Here is a 16332-nt window from a genome sequence, read left to right on the forward strand (position 1 = left end):
TTACGCCGCCGCCACCGTGCGGCCGAGGCCGCCATTGAGATCGAGGCAGCGTTCGAACCATTGCGCCACGATGTCGCTATGCTCAAGCAACCGGTAGGGCGAGGCGATGCGTGCCCATTGCAGCGCGCCGAAGACGATGTAGTCGGCAAAAAGTGGCGAGGCGCCGCCAATGAAAGGCTGGTAGCCGAGCATCGAGCGCAATGGCTCCAGCGAGGCGCGGAAGGCGTTTAGTCCGGCGTCGCGGCCAGCCACCACCTCTTCCAGCCGCTTGCCGAAGCGCTGCTCGCGGTTCTGGCGGAAATAGGCGGCATTCGGCTCGTCCTGCATGGCGTGCAGGTCCATGACCGCCACGGTGTTGATGTAGGGATGGATGGTCAACTGCGACCAGCGTTCGATGAAGCGCGCCATCGCCTTGCCGCCGTCGCCGGAAAACAAGGTCGGCCGCTCCGGATAGGTCTCGTCGAGATAGAGCGCGATGGCGAAGGAATCAGCGATCACCTTCTCGCCATCACGGATCACCGGAACGAGCTTCGAAATACCACCCTCGACGGCAGGCACTTCGAGGAAGCGCGTCGGCACGCTGGAACTGTCCAGCCCCTTGTGGGCGAGCGCCATCGCGATCTTCCAGCAATGCGGGCTGAACGGGCGCGCGGCATCGCGCCCGACAAGTTCATAGAGCACAATGGTCATTGGCGGAGCCGTTCCTCTGGTTGGAGCAAAAGCATGACTGATGGAGCCATTCCGTTTCCATCACAACATCCTTTGCTCTAGGTAGAGCCGGGATTCGAAGCGAGCCGGTGAAAGAGATGAAACAGCATTTCATGATGTTTGCGGCCTACAATCAATGGGCCAATGGACGCATCTACGAGGCCGCCGCCGATCTCGTGGACGAAGAATTCGAAAGGGATGTCGGCGCCTTTTTCGGCTCGATGGCGGGCACGCTCAACCATCTGCTGGCCGCCGACCGTGTCTGGATGAAGCGCTTCACCGGCGAGGGCGACGCACCTTCGAGGACCGACACGATCATCCACCGCGCCTTGTCTGTCCTCAGCCTGGCACGCGAAGCGGAAGACAAGAGGATCATCGACTGGGTCGGCGGCATGAGCGACAAGGCGCTCGCCGGCCGCTTCTCCTACATGACGCTTACCGACATGCGCACCGTCTCGCAGCGGTTGGCGCCGGCGCTCAGCCACTTCTTCAACCATCAGACCCACCATCGCGGCCAGGCGCATATGATCCTGACCGTGCTCGGCCGACCCTCCGTGCCGCTCGACCTGATGCTGTTCCAGCGCAGCGAGGAAGGCCGCGCCTATGCCTGATTTTGGGATCGGGCATGTAGCATATTAGGAACTTCTAAAGTTTTAGAATAAAGCATGATTTGTTTTGGCGCATTAATGAAATATTCAAAAACCAGGATTCACTGAAACAGAAAGAGCGGCGAAACTGAAGTGCATCTCCAAGCGTAGCCCTTGCTGCATGAGCAATATAGCGGATTTGTTCCAGGAAATTGCGATGCAGGAACTGGATGGCAACAAAGGAGAGTGTCATGCATAGTATCGTTCGAAAAATCGCTGGAACTTTTGCAAGTGGAGCGATTATCGTTATTCTCGCCGCTCCCGCAAATGCGGCTGAGGTTGGCCTTGGTGGCCTTGGCGGCGTTTCCATCGGCGGCAATTCAGCCAACGGCAATGTCGGCGGCGCCAATGGGGGCAACGCGGATGCTTCCTTCGGCGGCAGCAGCACCAGCGCCAACGCTTCGATCGGCGGCTCGGGTGCCGCCAATGCCGATGCCACCCTTGGTGGCGGCGGTGCCGGGGTTGCGGCGTCCCTGGGCGGGACCAACGGCGTAGGGACCAATGCGTCCCCGGGCACCAGCAATGGGGTCAATGGAGCGCTGGGAACGACGCTCGACGGCACGAGCGCCAATGTCGGTGTCGGCACCGGGGTTGGAACACCTGGCATTCCCGGCATCCTCGGCACTGCGGCAAATCCTGGCACGCTGGGTCTGCCCGGCGTCGTCGCCCAGATGTCGACCAGCCAGCTGACGCGCTTGAAGAAGCGCTGCGTCGATGTGCTCAGCAGCGAAGGCACCTATGACCGCGAGCTGCGGCAGCTGTGCCTGCTGATCTCGCGCCGGTAGCGCGCCTGCCACGCGTTGACGACAACATCCGGCAGTCTGAAGGCCCGCCACTCAAGTGGCGGGGCCTTTTTTGCGCTGGTGCGGCCAATAAATATTAGCGTGTCGAACATTAGTGTCTTTGCGGGGAAAAGCTTAACCATGTTCGGATTGCAACTCCGATCTTAGGATTTCATTTGCCTTCCCACTTCAGGATGATCTGACGTAGCGGGAGCAATGGCATGCGCATCGATTTGTCCCCGACAAGCTGGGGCAGGGTCATAGTGGTGACGGTGGTCGGCACGGCGATCTGCATTGGCGCTGCGTTCTTCGTCGATTCCTTCAATTTCCCCCATCTGTCGCCCGAGGCGCTGTGGCACGCGCAATTGACCGACCTGTTTCTGCCGCTGGTGCTGGCCGGTTCGTTTTTCTTCTTCCTGATGTACAAGATGCGCCAGCTGGCCATCGCCCAGAGGGAGCTGAGCATCGTCGCGGCCACCGACAGCCTGACGGCGGTGTTCAACCGCGGCGCGTTTTCGATGCTCGTCGAAGCCTATCTCGATCAGGCCCGCAGCCATGCGGTCGTCAATGCCGGTGCGTTCCTGATCGTCGACGCCGATCACTTCAAGACCATCAACGATCGCCTCGGACACGATTGCGGCGATCAGGCGCTGAAGCTGATCGCCAAGACGATCCAGGACCAACTGCGCGGCGCCGACATCGTCGGTCGCATTGGCGGCGAGGAATTCGCGGTCTTTCTTCCCGGCGCCGACTCCTCGCAGTCCTGGCTGGTCGCCGAGGGCATAAGGCGGCGGATCCGCGAGGTGGAATTTGCCCCGGGTGGGCGGCCTTGCCCGCTTTCCGTAAGCATAGGCGGCATCGCCTTCAGCGGCCCGACCACCTATGCCGACATGTTCCGGGTGGCCGACGAGCACCTCTACAAGGCCAAGTCGAACGGCCGCGACCAGGTCAGCTTCGAAACGACCGGGCTGCGCGGCCCAGCGGTCGGCGACGCCGCGACCGTCCACTGAAACTAGTGAATAGTAAGTGCTGAGCAGCTATCCGCCTGCACGCCATCAGCTATTCCACCATTCACTATTCACGATCAAGCGGCGTAGCCGCCAAAACCACGCGCGACCGGCTTGACCGAGACGGCGGGCTGGGCGGCAGGCCAGAGCACGCCAGCGGTCACCGCGAAGCTGATCAGCGCATCGCGCGCCGCCTCGGCGGAGACATCGCCGGCACGTGCCGCTTCGCAGGCCTTCACCGCCGCGCCATAGCTCAGGCGGCGCCGCGACGGCGGGAATTCGGTCAGGAATTCGTGCATGTCGAACAGCGACGCGATCATGCGCTTGTGACCGGCGCCAACGGTGACGGCGACCGGGGTGAAGAACATCCTGTCGTGCATTCTGGCCTCTCGGGTTGGGCGAAAAAGGCGGCGGTCGTCGCTCTTCCGGTTGGGGTCGAACGCCAGAGAACGCGGAGGGTGGCATGAGGTTCCATGGTGAGGGGCTTTTTTCGGGGCAGTAGGGCGCTGGTCGAGGCGTTGCGCTACAGGGTGAGTGGGATAGTCCTGGGCCTACGGGACGGACGCGGCCGTCGTGATCTGGCCCGGAGCGAATGTCGGCGCCTCAAAATGCGCTGACAGCACCAGAAACAGGATGGCGATGCCGGCGATAAGGGCGGCAACGACATTGACGAACAGCCTCCCGGCGAGTTGCCCCAATCTCTGCCGCCAACTCATGGCGGATGGTACGAAACGCATTCCCTGCCTCACTAGGCGGATGGCAATGCAGCTCTCAGCGTCCGCTACGCGCCGAGCTCACGGCGCGAGCAACCGGTCTCAGTCCCAGCCTCTGTGCAAGCCACAGCTCCAGACCCTCTTGATGACCAGGCGGTTGTGATGCCAGCGCTTATGCACCCTGACGCCGCAGTCGCGGTGGTGGCGATGATGGCGCCAGTAGCGCCTGTCGTCGTTGTCGCGCATGGCGAACTGGCGGTGATGATGGCGACGCCATTGGTAACTGTCACGATCGCGGCCCCAGCCGTCATCGGTGGTGATCGTCACACTTGCCGCCTGCACTGGAACCGCCGTCGGCGCCAGCGTGGCCATGGCGAGCATGGTCGCGAGGATCAGCTTTCTCATCTCGGCCTCCTTTGCATTGGGCTTTGCTAACCGAAATCCATCAGGCGGCCGATGGTTCCATCGCGATCAACCGCTAAAATCCCTGACGCATGTCAAGAAAGGGCATTGATCGAGGCGCTGTTTGTCGCGACGCCCGAGGTCGGATCAGTCCGTCTCGTCGGGGGCGTGGAGGACCAGGTAGTCGGTGGAAACGGCATCGGGGCCGGTCCCTCGCGTGACGCGAACCGTGGCAACCCTCTGCCCGGGCATCAGTATCGTTCCGTCGATCGGCCGGCATTGCCCGACCATGCCGGTGCCTTCCAGCCTGCCGGGCAGGGCGGCGGTGCACGCGGCAATGCCTGGATAGACGACGGGCTGTGTCTGAGCCGGGTGACAGAAAACCATGTCCGGGCTGCATGAAAGCAGGATCATTGCCGCCGCCACTACGGGTTCCATTGTCGTGCTCCGCCTGAACGCGGATCAACGCAAGGCGCGGTCTTTGGTTGCCGGCAAAGTGGGAGTTGCGGCCTATTTCCACATGCCGCGCATGCGCGCGCCGAGGTCGACGCGCACCTGCGGCTGGCGGCGCGGATCGTCCTTGGCCTGGACGCTCGCCCACGCCGTCTGTTCGAAGGTGGAAAGGATCGAGGCCGGGATGAAGCGCGTGCGCGAGGCATAGACGTGGCGGTCGCCGCGCGCCGCCTGGCCGTGGACGAAGAAGCGCTGCGGCATGACCAGATGCAGGCTGTCCCTGGCCCGCGTCATCGCCACGTAGAGCAGGCGGCGCTCCTCCTCGATGTCCTCCTTGGTGCCGACGCCGAGATCGGCCGGAATGCAGCCGTCGACGGAATTGAGCACGAAGACGTTTTTCCACTCCTGGCCCTTGGCCGAATGAATGGTCGACAGGATGAGATAATCCTCGTCGCGATGCGGCGGCCCGGCCTGGTCGCTGGTCGCATCCGGCGGATCGAGCGTCAGCTCGGTGAGGAAGCGCTCGCGCGAGGCGTATCCGGATGCGATCTGCTCGAGCTGCAGAAGGTCGGCCCGCCGCGTCGTCGCGTCCTCATGGATGCGCTCCAGGTGCGGCTCATACCAGAGCCGGACCTGTTCGAGATCGGCAGGCCATTTCGCGCCCGTCCGCAAGCCGGAATAGAGCGCGATGAAGGCGGGCCAGTCTTCCGCCGCGCGCTGCGGCGGCCGGTAGCGGGCAAGCCCCATCGCCTCGTCGAGCGACGTCGCCATGGTCTCGACGATTTGCGATGCGGCCGAGGGGCCGATGCCGGGCAGGAGCTGCAGCACGCGAAAACCGGCGACGCGGTCGCGCGGGTTCTCGGCAAAGCGTAACATCGCCAGCATGTCCTTGACATGGGCGGCGTCGAGGAATTTCAGCCCGCCGAACTTGACGAAGGGGATGTTGCGGCGCGTCAGCTCGATCTCCAGCGGCCCGCTGTGATGCGAGGCGCGAAACAGCACCGCCTGCGATTTCAGCACCGTGCCGGCCTCGCGATCGGCCAGGATCGCCTGGCAGACGTAGTTGGCCTGCTCGGCCTCGTCGCGCACGCTGACCAGTTTCGGCTTCTGCGAGGATTTGCGCTCGGTCCACAGGTTCTTGGTGAACCGCTCCGAGGCCTCGGAGATGACCGCATTGGCGGCGGCGAGAATGGTCTCGGTCGAGCGGTAGTTGCGCTCCAGCGTGACGATCGCGGCTGCCTGAGCGAACTGTTTTGGGAAATCGAGGATGTTGCGCACTTCGGCGGCGCGGAAGGAATAGATCGACTGCGCGTCGTCGCCGACCACGGTCAGCCCGGAGCCGTCGGGCTTCAACGCCGTCAGGATCGACGCCTGCAGACGGTTGGTGTCCTGATATTCGTCGACCAGCACATGGTCGAAGCGGCTGCCGAGATGCGCCGCGATCTCCGGCTCGGCGGCCATCTGCACCCAGTAGAGCAGTAGGTCGTCGTAATCGAGCACGTTCTGCGCCTGCTTGGCCTCGACATAGGCGGAAAACAGCGTCTTCAGCTGTTCTGCCCAGCCGGCGCACCAGGGAAACGCCGAACCCAGCACCTCACCGAGCGGCGCCTGCGCATTGACGGCGCGCGAATAGATCGCCAGGCACGTGCCCTTGGTCGGAAAGCGGCTTTCCGTCTTCGAGAGCCCAAGCTCGTGGCGGGCGAGGTTCATCAGGTCGGCGGAATCCTCGCGGTCATGGATGGTGAAGGCCGGATCGAGGCCGATCTCCAGCGCATAGTCGCGCAACAGCCGCGCGCCTATGCCATGGAAGGTGCCGGCCCAGGTCAGTGCGTCCGTGATGACCGAGGCGTCGCGCCCCAGCACCTCGCCGGCGATGCGCTCGACGCGCTTCGCCATCTCCGCGGCGGCGCGGCGCGAAAACGTCATCAGCAGGATGCGGCGCGGGTCGGCGCCTTTGACGATCAGATGCGCGACGCGATGGGCTAGCGTGTTGGTCTTGCCGGACCCGGCGCCCGCGATCACCAGCAGCGGCGCGGCAACCATGCCGTCGCCATGCTCGACCGCCTGGCGCTGCTGGTCGTTCAGCTTGGCGAGATAGGCAGGCTGGAAGATCGAATCACGGGCAGCAAGGTTCATCGCCCATCAAGCATCGTTTCCGCTTTGTTCGCAACGTCGAAGCTGTCGATCTCCCCCACGAGGTGCCGCCGTCGACTTCGCAATCTATCGCCTCGGCTCCACACCCATCGCGGCCGACTGGCGCCGCAGCGCAGGGCGCTCGTCGCTCGGCACCGGTAACGGATCGAAATCATCCGGCACGTCGTCGATGACCTTCTTGGTGACGCGATAGGTCGCATAGGCGAACAGGCCAACAATCAGCAGACGGATCATGATCAAATACTCCTTCGGCGGACCAACCGGAGAGAGAGCATTTGGTTCCGCCCTCCTGCGGCCGGCTTGCCGTGCAACCAAACCGGCACCGCATCGTTTGCACCTGATCAAAGGGGCGAACGAGAGGAGGTTGTCATGAAGAAGCTTCCGATGCTGCTGGCCTTGGGGCTCGCGCTCGCTGCCTGCGACAACAACATCCCGCCGACCAAAGCGCCCGTCGACCAGAATCCGCAGGTCGACAAGAATGCGGTACCCAAGTCGGCGACTGGCGGTGATCAGGCTGGCACGCCACCGGCGCAATAGCGACGAAGCCTCTCAGGGAAAGGGCGTTTGCCCCGACCAGGACATCGGGCGGGAAATCACGCTGGCCGCAAAAGAAGGCCGGCGCTGCTTGGGAGGAAGCTGAAAGCGCCGGCCAAGCGGGGAAATCAGGCCCGCCGCACAAGGAAACATAGCTGAGTCTTGCCGTTGCGTCATTGTACGAATGCGTACAGCCGTCGGGCTGTTGCAAACGTGCATCGCGTAGGTGGCTTGCTCGGGGAAACGTCTCGAGATTCAATTGTTGCCTTGGACTATGCAAGTTGCAAACTTGAACATGCGCCAAGAGGCAATCTAATTGATGTATTGGCTTTGATGTTCGTTCGGCGGTTCTGGTGGGCCGCCCTTCACTGCTGGCGTTCGCCGCTCATCTCGATGTCCAGCTGGCGTTGCGTCAGCGCTGCCTCGGCCATCACCCATTGCTTGAACAGCACCACCTTGCGCGCTGCCAGCGTCGTATCCGGGCTGACGAAATACCAGCCGGCGGTGTTGGGATGGTGGACCGCGAACGGCGCCACCAGCCGCTCGGCGCGGATGTCGCTCGCCATATAGGCGCGGTTGGCCACGGCGAAGCCCATGCCCGCATTGGCCGCCTCGTAGGACATCATGCAGGAATCGAAATAGATGCTTTTGGCCTCGCCGAGCACGAAGCTGGCGCCGGCAAAGCCCAGCCATGACTGCCAGTTCTGGGTGCAGGTGTCGGAATGCAGCAGCGTGAAATAGCGCAGATCCTCCGGCGTCACCTTGGACAAGGACTTGTCACCGAGAATTTCGTGGAACAGCTTGCGGCTGCATACCGGCGTCAGATCTTCCTTGAACAGAAGATCCGCCTTCAGGTCGGGGAAGTGGCCGTCGCCATAGCGGATTTCGAGGTCGAACTCCGACGTCGCGAATTCATGCGTGGCATAGGAGGTCGAGACCCGCATCTCGATATCGGGATATTGCTGCTGGAACGCCGGCAGGCGCGGGAACAGCCAGCGCGCCGCGAAGGTCGGCAGTACCGAAATCTTCAGCACATGCGCCTGCGACTGTCCGGTCGCCTCCATGCTTGCCGCCACGATCCGCTCCAGCGCTTCGCGCACGCGCGACACATAGGTCTCGCCCTCAGGCGTCAACGAGACGGCATTGCCGCCGCGCTGGAATATCTTGAAGCGCAGCTGGTCCTCGAGGCTCTTGACGCGCTGGCTGACCGCGGAGGCGGTGATGAACTGCTCTTCGCCGGCGCGCGTGAAATTCCTGTGCCTCGCGGCACTCTCCACGATTTTCAGCGAATTGAGGTTGACCTGACTGAGCAGACGCACGGTTTCGACCTTAAGCTGGGCTTAGGGTAGCACCAGCATTCCTAATTTTACAGGGGGTGCTAATTTAATCGACTGTCGTTCAAGTGTTGTCCCCGATCCTGGAGAAGTACAATGAACGCACATACCATCCCGGAATTGCGCTATGCGATGAGCCGTGAAGCCATCATCGGCCACGAGACGGCCTGGAAAGTGTCTAGTTTCGGCGTCGCGCAGTATCGTCACGGCTATGACCCGGCGCTGCTTGCTGCGATCGAGGAGGCTGCGCTCAAGCTCAAGGCCAGCCACGCCGTGCACAAGCACCTCGACCTCACCTTCATCACCGGGGCCGACCGTTTCATTCCCGAAATCAAGGAGTTGCTGCACGACAAGCTGCGCCTGGAGCGGCTTTCCGACATGATGGGCACCAAGCTGGAACCCTATCCGCTGTCGATCGTCGGCTCGACCGTCACCTTCATGAATCCCAGGGATGGCGCCGTCGACTGGCATTGCGACGGCGTTCCGGTCACCGAGCTGATCCCGCTATCGATCAGCGATCCGCTGGTCGGCGGCCATCTCGAAATCTATTGCGACGATTCAGAGACCGGCCGCGCCATCCTCGAATCCGGCCGCGAGATCCCGCGCAACCGCGTCATGCGCATCGACCACAAGATGAACTACGCCACGCTCGGTCAGTTCCTCGGCGTGCTCCACCGCACAGCACCGATCCAGCTCGGCGAGCGCGTCACGCTGGTGCTCAACCAGCGCTCGGTTGCAAAACCCTATGTCGACGACAACCGCATGTTCTACCTCGCTGCCGACAACGATCACGACCGCGAATGGGTCAACGAACTGGCCGAGGATGTGTGGACCAACCAGTTGCCGGCCTACCGCCGCCACGAGGAGAAACGCCCGGTGCCGCAGCCGCTCGACGCGGCTGTGCCGGGCGGCGCAAGGGAATCATGGTAAGCAGGCCATGGGCGGGAACCGGTTTTTGCTGAACTGACCTTCGATTTCGGAACAGATCATGGTCAAACAGGAGCATACACTCCCGTTCCGGTCCGCCCTGGGCGGGTCGGGCTCGAGGTCCGCGCTGGTCTTTGCCGCTGGCGCGGTCGCGCTGTGGGCGACCAACGCGCTGGTCGGCAAATCCCTGCTCGCAAGCCATTCGGTGTCGCAGGTGCAGTTCCTGCAATTTATTGGCGCCGCCCTGGTCTTTGCCTTGATCCGTGTGATGAGCAGCGACTTTCGTCGGCGCCAGGCTGGAGCACCCTTCATCCGCCGCCTCCTCCCACAAGGAGAGAAGGGGGAGCCAAGCTACTTCGCGAGCAATGTGGTGCCGTTCGCCGTCGGCATCATCGGCCTTGTCGGCACCATGATCCTGCAATATGTCGCCTTCGCCTCGATGCCGGTCATCGAGGCCAATCTCGTTGCCTACACCTGGCCGCTGATGGTCGCGGCGGCGATCATCGTCCTCGACAGGCCGCGTCGTCCGGCGCTGCTCGGCATCACCGCCGCGCTCGGCTTCGTCGGCGTTGCGCTGGTGATTTCGGGCGGGCGTGAACAGTCGTGGTTCCAGGGCAATCTCGCCGGCTATCTCGCCGCCTTCGGGTCGGCGCTGTGCATGGCCTTCTATTCGATCGTCGTCGGTCGCCTTGCCACGTCACCGGACCGCCTGCTGCTGCCTTCGGCGCTGGTCGGCGTGGCGCTGACATTCCTGTGGTGCGTTCACGACGGTGTCGCCTGGGACATCGGCCCATACCTGCTTGCCGGGCTCTATCTCGGCGCTGGTCCGATGGGCCTCGGCTACTATTTCTGGTCGCGGGCGCTGAAGCTCGACCAGGGCGGCAAGGTCGCTGTCGTCGCTTATCTCACACCGATCGCCTCGACGCTTTTGCTTACGCTCTCGGGCGAAAGGCTGACGATGACGGCCATTGCCGGCGCCGTCCTCGTCATCGGCAGTTGCATTGCGGTTGGCATCGAAGGTTCGGAGGCCGAAAACCATGCTTGACGAGGATGAACGCCGCGCTAGACAGGAAGCGCACTGGCTGGTCAGGGAGTTCGGCGCCGAGGCGCCGCTCTATGCCGCAATGAAGGCAGAAAAGGCGATTGAGCAGAAAGATTTCGGTCGTTGTGCCCGTTGGAAGCGTATTCTCGAGATTCTGTCTGATTCCGTACACTCAAAGTCGACCGCTTCCAAGTATTAGATTTTCTAATTTGCGCCGCCGTAGGCGGGTATGAAAATATCGGACCGTATTGAGTCTGCATGGGTTACTGACTCTTGATGGTCCGTTGGGGAACGGGGCGAATCGATACATCCAAAGAAGTCTTCAAAAGAGCTGGCGACTTGATCGCCAGCAGAGGGAAAAAAATTGAACAATATCGATGACAGGACTGCAATCGAACTCACCGCCGACATTGTCTCGGCCTATGTCGGCAACAATCCGCTTCCGGCCGCCGGCCTGCCGGACCTGATCGCCAGTGTCAGCGCCTCGGTGCGCAAGCTGGCTGGTGCCAGCGCCGTCAAGGAGAGCGTGGCGCTGACGCCGGCCGTCAATCCGAAGCGGTCGGTATTTCCGGACTACATCGTCTGCCTCGAGGATGGAAAGAAGTTCAAGTCGCTGAAACGGCACCTGAGCACCGACCACGGGCTGACTCCGGACGAATACCGCGCCAAATGGGGTCTGGCGCCAGACTATCCGATGGTGGCGCCCAGCTATTCGGCGACGCGCTCGGCGCTGGCGAAGTCTTCCGGGCTCGGCCGCAAGCCTGCCTTGGCTGCTCCGGCCAAGGCGGCCAAGCGCAAGGCCAAGAGCTGATCGCGAACTATGTGATATGTCGCCCAAAGTGCGCGGCGCTTTTGGGCGACATGCATAAAACCAAAGACTTGAAGCGCCTCGCGTGAATCCGTTTCAACGCGACGCGCTTTGATGTGCTCTAACGTGCTCCAACGTTGCCCTATCAGTTTCTCGGTTCCGGCGGCGTCTGAGCGCCCATCCGTTTCGGATCTTGCGCGTTCGCCAGATTGTCGGCTTCGACCGCCGTCATCTCGAGAAAATACACCAGCATGTGATAGCGCGTGCGCGAAAGCATCTTCGCCAATTTCCGGGTGATGTCGGCGACATATCTGAGCGCGCGCAGATCGTTCGCTGCCTCGTCCATGATGGGGTCCTGACCAAGTAAATTCTTCTTGGCGCCCAAGTCGAATTGAGGCGCAAAGACAAGGTCACAGCATCGGCGCTAAAATTGAAATCAATTCTTCGAAAAAATATCGTGGCCGGAGCAGAGGTTTTTCTGGTCCTTGCGCATCCGAAGCGCGCGCGATGCGCTAGTATATGTTGAGGCTGAACTTCAAGTTGTCTGTTGAATCGATTTTTTGCTCGGCAACGCGGGTCGGGCCGATTCAGGCAGTGCAGTCTGGACGTCCGACGTCGACGGCGTGGCCTATACGGCCAACCCAGCCGCAAGCCCTTGCGAAGCGTCGGTGTCCCGTGCAAAAGCGCGGCCATGCTTGTTATCAACGACCTTTCGCTGCGCATGGCCGGGCGCCTGCTTCTCGACCACGCCTCGCTGACCTTGCCGGCCGGCACCAAGGCCGGCCTCGTCGGCCGCAACGGCACCGGCAAAACAACGTTGTTCAAAGCCATCACCGGCGATTTCCCCTCCGAGACCGGTTCGATCAGCCTGCCGAAGAACACCCGCATCGGCCAGGTGGCGCAGGAAGCGCCGGGCACCGAGGAGCCGCTGATCGAGATCGTGCTCAAGGCCGATGTCGAGCGCCAGGCGCTGCTCGAAGAGGAAAAGACGGCGACCGATCCGCACCGCATCGCCGACATCCACATGCGGCTGGCCGACATCGATGCGCATTCGGCCGAGTCCCGCGCCGCCACCATCCTGGCCGGCCTCGGCTTCGACGATGCGGCGCAGCGCCGTCCGGCCTCGTCCTTCTCCGGCGGCTGGCGCATGCGCGTGGCACTGGCAGCCGTGCTGTTTTCCGAGCCCGACTTGTTGCTGCTCGACGAGCCGACCAACTATCTCGATCTCGAAGGCACGCTGTGGCTGGAGAACTACGTCTCCAAATATCCGCACACCGTGCTTCTGATCTCGCACGACCGTGACCTGCTCAACCGCGCCGTCAACTCGATCGTCCATCTCGACCAGAAGAAGCTGACCTTCTGGCGCGGCGGCTACGACCAGTTCGAGCGCCAGTACACCGAGCAGCGCGAATTGCAGGAGAAGGGTCGCGTCAAGCAGGAAGCGGCGCGCAAACACATGGAGTCCTTCGTCGAGCGCTTCCGCGCCAAGGCTTCCAAGGCCAGGCAAGCGCAGTCGCGCATCAAGGCGCTGGAGAAGATGAAGCCGATCGCGGCGATCGTGAACGACACGGTGCGGCCGTTCTCCTTCCCCGAGCCGGTCAAGACGGTGGCCTCGCCGATCATCGCGCTGAACAGCGTCAATGTCGGCTACACCGAAGGCCAGCCGATCCTGAAGAAGATGACGCTGCGCATCGATGCCGACGACCGTATCGCGCTGCTCGGCGCCAATGGCAACGGCAAGTCGACCTTCGCCAAGCTATTGTCCGGGCGCCTGAAGCAGGAGACCGGCACCATGACGGTGGCGCCCGGGCTGAAAGTGGCGATCTTCGCCCAGCACCAGCTTGACGATCTGCGCCCGGAGGAAAACGCCTATGAGCATGTCCGCCGATTGATGCCGGAAGCGCCGGAATCGAAGGTGCGCGGCCGCGTCGCCCAGTTCGGCCTGACCACCGAAAAGATGAACACCGCCGCCAAGGACCTGTCGGGCGGCGAGAAGGCGCGGCTGCTGATGGGCCTGTCGGCCTTCGAGGGGCCGAACCTGTTCATCCTCGACGAACCGACCAACCACCTCGACATCGACAGCCGTGAATCGCTGATCCATGCGCTCAACGAGTTTCCCGGCGCCGTCATCCTGATCTCGCACGACCGCCATCTGCTTGAGGCGACCGCCGACCGGTTGTGGCTGGTCAAGAATGGCGCGGTCAACCCGTATGACGGCGACCTCGAGGACTACAAGACGCTGGTCACTGGCGTGTCGGGCGACCGCCGCGGCAAGCGTGAGGCGGAAAAGGCGTCAAAGGCCGACCGCCGCCGCGATGCGGCGGCGCGCCGCGCCGCCTTCGAGCCGCTGGCCAAGGAAATCCGCGCCACCGAAGCGCTGATGGACCGCATCCGTAAGCGCATGGACCTGATCGAGGACGAACTCGCCAATCCGGCGATCTACGAGAAGGATCCCTCGACAGCGACACGGCTCGCCAAGGAGCGCTCGCAGCTTGCCCAGACGCTGGCCGGTCACGAGGAGAAGTGGCTGACCATGTCGGCGGAATATGAGGAAGGCACCGCGGAGTAGGGGTAGTGTGATCTCCCCCACGTGGGGGAGATTGGCTAATCGTCTGGCCCTACACCTCATCCCCGAAACTCGCTAGACAAACCCCATGAACCAGCACGCCAAGCTCCGCATCGGCCATTCGGCCTGCCCACATGATTGCCCGTCGACCTGCGCGCTCGAGGTCGAACTGCTCGACGACAAGCGCATCGGCCGCGTCCATGGCGCTAAGGCCAACAGCTATACGGCTGGCGTCATCTGCGCCAAGGTCGCCCGCTATGCCGACCGCGTCCATCACCCCGACCGCCTGCTGAAACCGCTGGTGCGGGCCGGCGCCAAGGGAGAAGGCGCCTGGAAGGAATCCAGCTGGGAAGCAGCCCTCGATCTCGTCGCCGAGAAGTTCATCGCGGCCGAGGAAAAACACGGCTCGGAGACGGTCTGGCCCTACTACTATGCCGGCACGATGGGGCTGGTGCAGCGCGACGGCATCCACCGGCTACGCTACGCGAAAAAGTATTCCGGCTTCTTCGGCTCGATCTGCACCAACCTGGCCTGGACCGGCTGGATGATGGGGGCGGGCGCGCTGCGCGGGCCTGACCCGCGCGAGATGGCGAAGTCCGACTGCGTGGTGATCTGGGGCACCAATGCCGTGGTCACGCAGGTCAACGTCATGACCCACGCCATCAAGGCGCGCAAGGAGCGTGGCGCCAAGATCGTCGTCATCGACGTCTACGAGAACGCGACGATGAAGCAGGCCGATCTCGGCCTGGTGCTGAAGCCCGGCACCGATGGCGCGCTGGCCTGCGCGGTCATGCATGTGCTGTTCCGGGATGGCATGGCCGACCGCGCCTATCTGGAAAAATACACCGACGATCCGCGTGGGCTGGAAGAGCATCTAAAGGAGCGCACGCCGGAATGGGCGGCTTCGATCACCGGGCTCGACGTGGCCGAGATCGAGACCTTCGCCCACCTCGTCGGCACGACCAAGAAAACCTATTTTCGCCTTGGCTACGGCTTTGCGCGCCAGCGCAACGGCGCGGTCAACATGCATGCGGCGTCCTGCATCGCCGCCGTCACCGGCTGCTGGCAGTATGAAGGCGGCGGCGCCTTCCACTCAAATTCCGGCATCTTCAAGCTGAACCAGGATGTGCTCGAAGGCGCCGCGATGCGCGACCCCAGCGTCCGCCATCTCGACCATTCGCGCATCGGCCCTGTGCTGACCGGAGCGGCGGACGCGCTCTATGGCGGCCCGCCGGTGACGGCGCTGCTGATCCAGAACACGAATCCGGTGAATGTCGCGCCCGAGCAGCGGCTGGTGAAGCAAGGCTTCCTGCGCGACGACCTCTTCTCTTGCGTGCACGAGCAGTTCATGACCGATACGGCAATACTTGCCGATGTCGTGCTGCCGGCGACGATGTTTCTGGAGCATGACGACGTCTACAAGGGCGGCGGCAACCAGCACATCACGCTCGGCCCGAAGCTGATCGACCCGCCGGCAGGGCCTCGCAGCAACCACTTCGTCATCGAGGAACTTGGCAAGCGGCTCGGCGTCGCCGACCGGCCGGGCTTCGGCCTCACCGAAAGGCAGCACATCGACATCATTCTCGGCAAGCGCGGGCTGGGCAGCTTCGACAGCCTGAAAGAGCAAAAATGGGTCGACCTGCAGCCGGACTTCGAGGCCGCGCATTTCGTCAATGGTTTTGGCCATCCGGATGGAAAATTCCGCTTCCACGCCGACTGGACCGGGCAGGCGGCGCCCAACCGGCCGCCGAAAAGTATGGGCCTGTTCGGCCCGGTGGAGCGGCTGCCGGAATTCCCCGATCATGTCGACTTGATCGAGGTGGCGGATGAAGCGCACCCGTTCCGGCTGACGACCTCGCCGGCGCGCAACTTCCTCAACTCGACCTTCGCCGAGACGCCGGTGTCGAAGGCCAAGGAGGGCAGGCCCGAATTACTTTTGCATCCCGACGACGCGGCCGCTCTCGGGCTCGCCGATGGCGCCCGCGTCGAGGTCGGCAACCAGCGCGGCGAAGTGGTGCTGCATGCCAAACTATTCGACGGCATCAAGCGCGGCGTCGTGATCGCCGAAGGCATCTGGCCGAACAGCGCGCATGAGCGCGGCGAAGGCATCAACGTGCTGACCGGCGCCGATGCGCCGGCGCCCTATGGCGGCGCCGCGCTGCACGACAACAAGGTGTGGCTGCGCAAGGCGGAAGAGCTGGGCGCCTAGAAGCAATTCCAGGAAAAGTGCGTAGCGGTTTTCCGTCCGGAATTGC

Annotated in this window: 19 protein-coding genes; 10 read left to right on the forward strand and 9 right to left on the reverse strand. The window is 63.0% G+C overall.

What is annotated here, in order from left to right:
- Window positions 1–690, reverse strand: a complete 690-nt coding sequence (locus ACFX5Q_RS20380) for a glutathione S-transferase family protein (protein ID WP_404280911.1) — start codon at window positions 688–690, stop codon at window positions 1–3.
- Between the two features lie 116 nt (window positions 691–806).
- Between ACFX5Q_RS20380 and ACFX5Q_RS20385 the strand changes: the two genes are divergently transcribed.
- From ACFX5Q_RS20385 to ACFX5Q_RS20395, 3 genes are all read left to right on the forward strand, one after another.
- A complete protein-coding gene (locus ACFX5Q_RS20385; RefSeq protein ID WP_404280913.1) occupies window positions 807–1319 on the forward strand; it encodes a DinB family protein in 513 nt (170 codons plus the stop codon).
- Between the two features lie 227 nt (window positions 1320–1546).
- Window positions 1547–2140: a hypothetical protein gene (locus ACFX5Q_RS20390; RefSeq protein ID WP_404280916.1), complete on the forward strand. Its 594-nt coding sequence runs from the start codon at window positions 1547–1549 to the stop codon at window positions 2138–2140.
- Window positions 2141–2358: 218 nt separating this feature from the next.
- The gene (locus tag ACFX5Q_RS20395; protein WP_404280918.1) at window positions 2359–3147 is read left to right on the forward strand and encodes a GGDEF domain-containing protein; all 789 of its coding nucleotides are present in this window, start codon (window positions 2359–2361) and stop codon (window positions 3145–3147) included.
- Between the two features lie 74 nt (window positions 3148–3221).
- Here ACFX5Q_RS20395 and ACFX5Q_RS20400 read toward each other — a convergent pair whose 3' ends face one another.
- From ACFX5Q_RS20400 to ACFX5Q_RS20425, 6 genes are all read right to left on the reverse strand, one after another.
- On the reverse strand, window positions 3222–3524 hold the full coding sequence (locus tag ACFX5Q_RS20400) for a DUF982 domain-containing protein (RefSeq protein WP_404280921.1): 303 nt from the start codon (window positions 3522–3524) through the stop codon (window positions 3222–3224).
- Between the two features lie 171 nt (window positions 3525–3695).
- Window positions 3696–3881 (reverse strand): hypothetical protein, encoded by a 186-nt coding sequence (locus ACFX5Q_RS20405; protein ID WP_404280923.1) that lies wholly within the window; start codon window positions 3879–3881, stop codon window positions 3696–3698.
- Between the two features lie 78 nt (window positions 3882–3959).
- Complete coding sequence (locus ACFX5Q_RS20410) at window positions 3960–4262, reverse strand: hypothetical protein (protein WP_006201571.1); 303 nt, start codon at window positions 4260–4262, stop codon at window positions 3960–3962.
- A gap of 144 nt (window positions 4263–4406) precedes the next feature.
- Window positions 4407–4697: a hypothetical protein gene (locus ACFX5Q_RS20415; protein ID WP_404280925.1), complete on the reverse strand. Its 291-nt coding sequence runs from the start codon at window positions 4695–4697 to the stop codon at window positions 4407–4409.
- 72 nt (window positions 4698–4769) lie between these two features.
- Entirely contained in the window at window positions 4770–6848 is a 2079-nt protein-coding gene (locus ACFX5Q_RS20420; RefSeq protein ID WP_404280927.1) for an ATP-dependent helicase, read from the reverse strand.
- An 84-nt stretch (window positions 6849–6932) separates the two neighbouring features.
- Window positions 6933–7100 carry a hypothetical protein gene (locus ACFX5Q_RS20425; RefSeq protein WP_404280929.1) on the reverse strand — a complete coding sequence of 56 codons (168 nt, stop codon included), beginning with the start codon at window positions 7098–7100 and terminating at the stop codon, window positions 6933–6935.
- 135 nt (window positions 7101–7235) lie between these two features.
- On the opposite strand from ACFX5Q_RS20425, the gene ACFX5Q_RS20430 reads away from it, so the two are divergent.
- Window positions 7236–7403, forward strand: a complete 168-nt coding sequence (locus ACFX5Q_RS20430) for a hypothetical protein (protein WP_404280931.1) — start codon at window positions 7236–7238, stop codon at window positions 7401–7403.
- Between the two features lie 362 nt (window positions 7404–7765).
- Here the strand turns inward: ACFX5Q_RS20430 and ACFX5Q_RS20435 are convergent, their stop codons facing one another.
- Window positions 7766–8719: a LysR substrate-binding domain-containing protein gene (locus tag ACFX5Q_RS20435; RefSeq protein WP_404280933.1), complete on the reverse strand. Its 954-nt coding sequence runs from the start codon at window positions 8717–8719 to the stop codon at window positions 7766–7768.
- 111 nt (window positions 8720–8830) lie between these two features.
- Here ACFX5Q_RS20435 and ACFX5Q_RS20440 point away from each other — a divergent pair, with 111 nt between their 5' ends.
- The 4 genes from ACFX5Q_RS20440 to ACFX5Q_RS20455 all read left to right on the forward strand — a co-directional run bounded on the left by ACFX5Q_RS20440 (window position 8831) and on the right by ACFX5Q_RS20455 (window position 11514).
- Entirely contained in the window at window positions 8831–9664 is an 834-nt protein-coding gene (locus tag ACFX5Q_RS20440) for a hypothetical protein (RefSeq protein WP_404280936.1), read from the forward strand.
- A 58-nt stretch (window positions 9665–9722) separates the two neighbouring features.
- Entirely contained in the window at window positions 9723–10706 is a 984-nt protein-coding gene (locus ACFX5Q_RS20445; protein ID WP_404280938.1) for a DMT family transporter, read from the forward strand.
- Window positions 10699–10902, forward strand: a complete 204-nt coding sequence (locus tag ACFX5Q_RS20450) for a hypothetical protein (RefSeq protein ID WP_006201563.1) — start codon at window positions 10699–10701, stop codon at window positions 10900–10902. The genes ACFX5Q_RS20445 and ACFX5Q_RS20450 overlap by 8 nt, the downstream gene beginning before the upstream one ends.
- Before the next feature lie 165 nt (window positions 10903–11067).
- Window positions 11068–11514, forward strand: a complete 447-nt coding sequence (locus ACFX5Q_RS20455) for a MucR family transcriptional regulator (RefSeq protein ID WP_404280941.1) — start codon at window positions 11068–11070, stop codon at window positions 11512–11514.
- Window positions 11515–11656: 142 nt separating this feature from the next.
- On the opposite strand, the gene ACFX5Q_RS20460 is transcribed toward ACFX5Q_RS20455, so the two are convergent.
- A complete protein-coding gene (locus ACFX5Q_RS20460) occupies window positions 11657–11896 on the reverse strand; it encodes a hypothetical protein (protein WP_404280943.1) in 240 nt (79 codons plus the stop codon).
- Between the two features lie 306 nt (window positions 11897–12202).
- Between ACFX5Q_RS20460 and ACFX5Q_RS20465 the strand changes: the two genes are divergently transcribed.
- Window positions 12203–14080, forward strand: coding sequence for an ABC-F family ATP-binding cassette domain-containing protein (locus ACFX5Q_RS20465; RefSeq protein WP_404280945.1), 1878 nt, complete (start codon window positions 12203–12205; stop codon window positions 14078–14080).
- An 85-nt stretch (window positions 14081–14165) separates the two neighbouring features.
- Window positions 14166–16286, forward strand: a complete 2121-nt coding sequence (locus ACFX5Q_RS20470; protein ID WP_404280947.1) for a molybdopterin-dependent oxidoreductase — start codon at window positions 14166–14168, stop codon at window positions 16284–16286.
- Window positions 16287–16332 lie beyond the last annotated feature (46 nt).

Origin of the sequence: Mesorhizobium sp. IMUNJ 23033 (assembly GCF_044778005.1) — a bacterium.
GTDB lineage: Bacteria > Pseudomonadota > Alphaproteobacteria > Rhizobiales > Rhizobiaceae > Mesorhizobium > Mesorhizobium amorphae_A.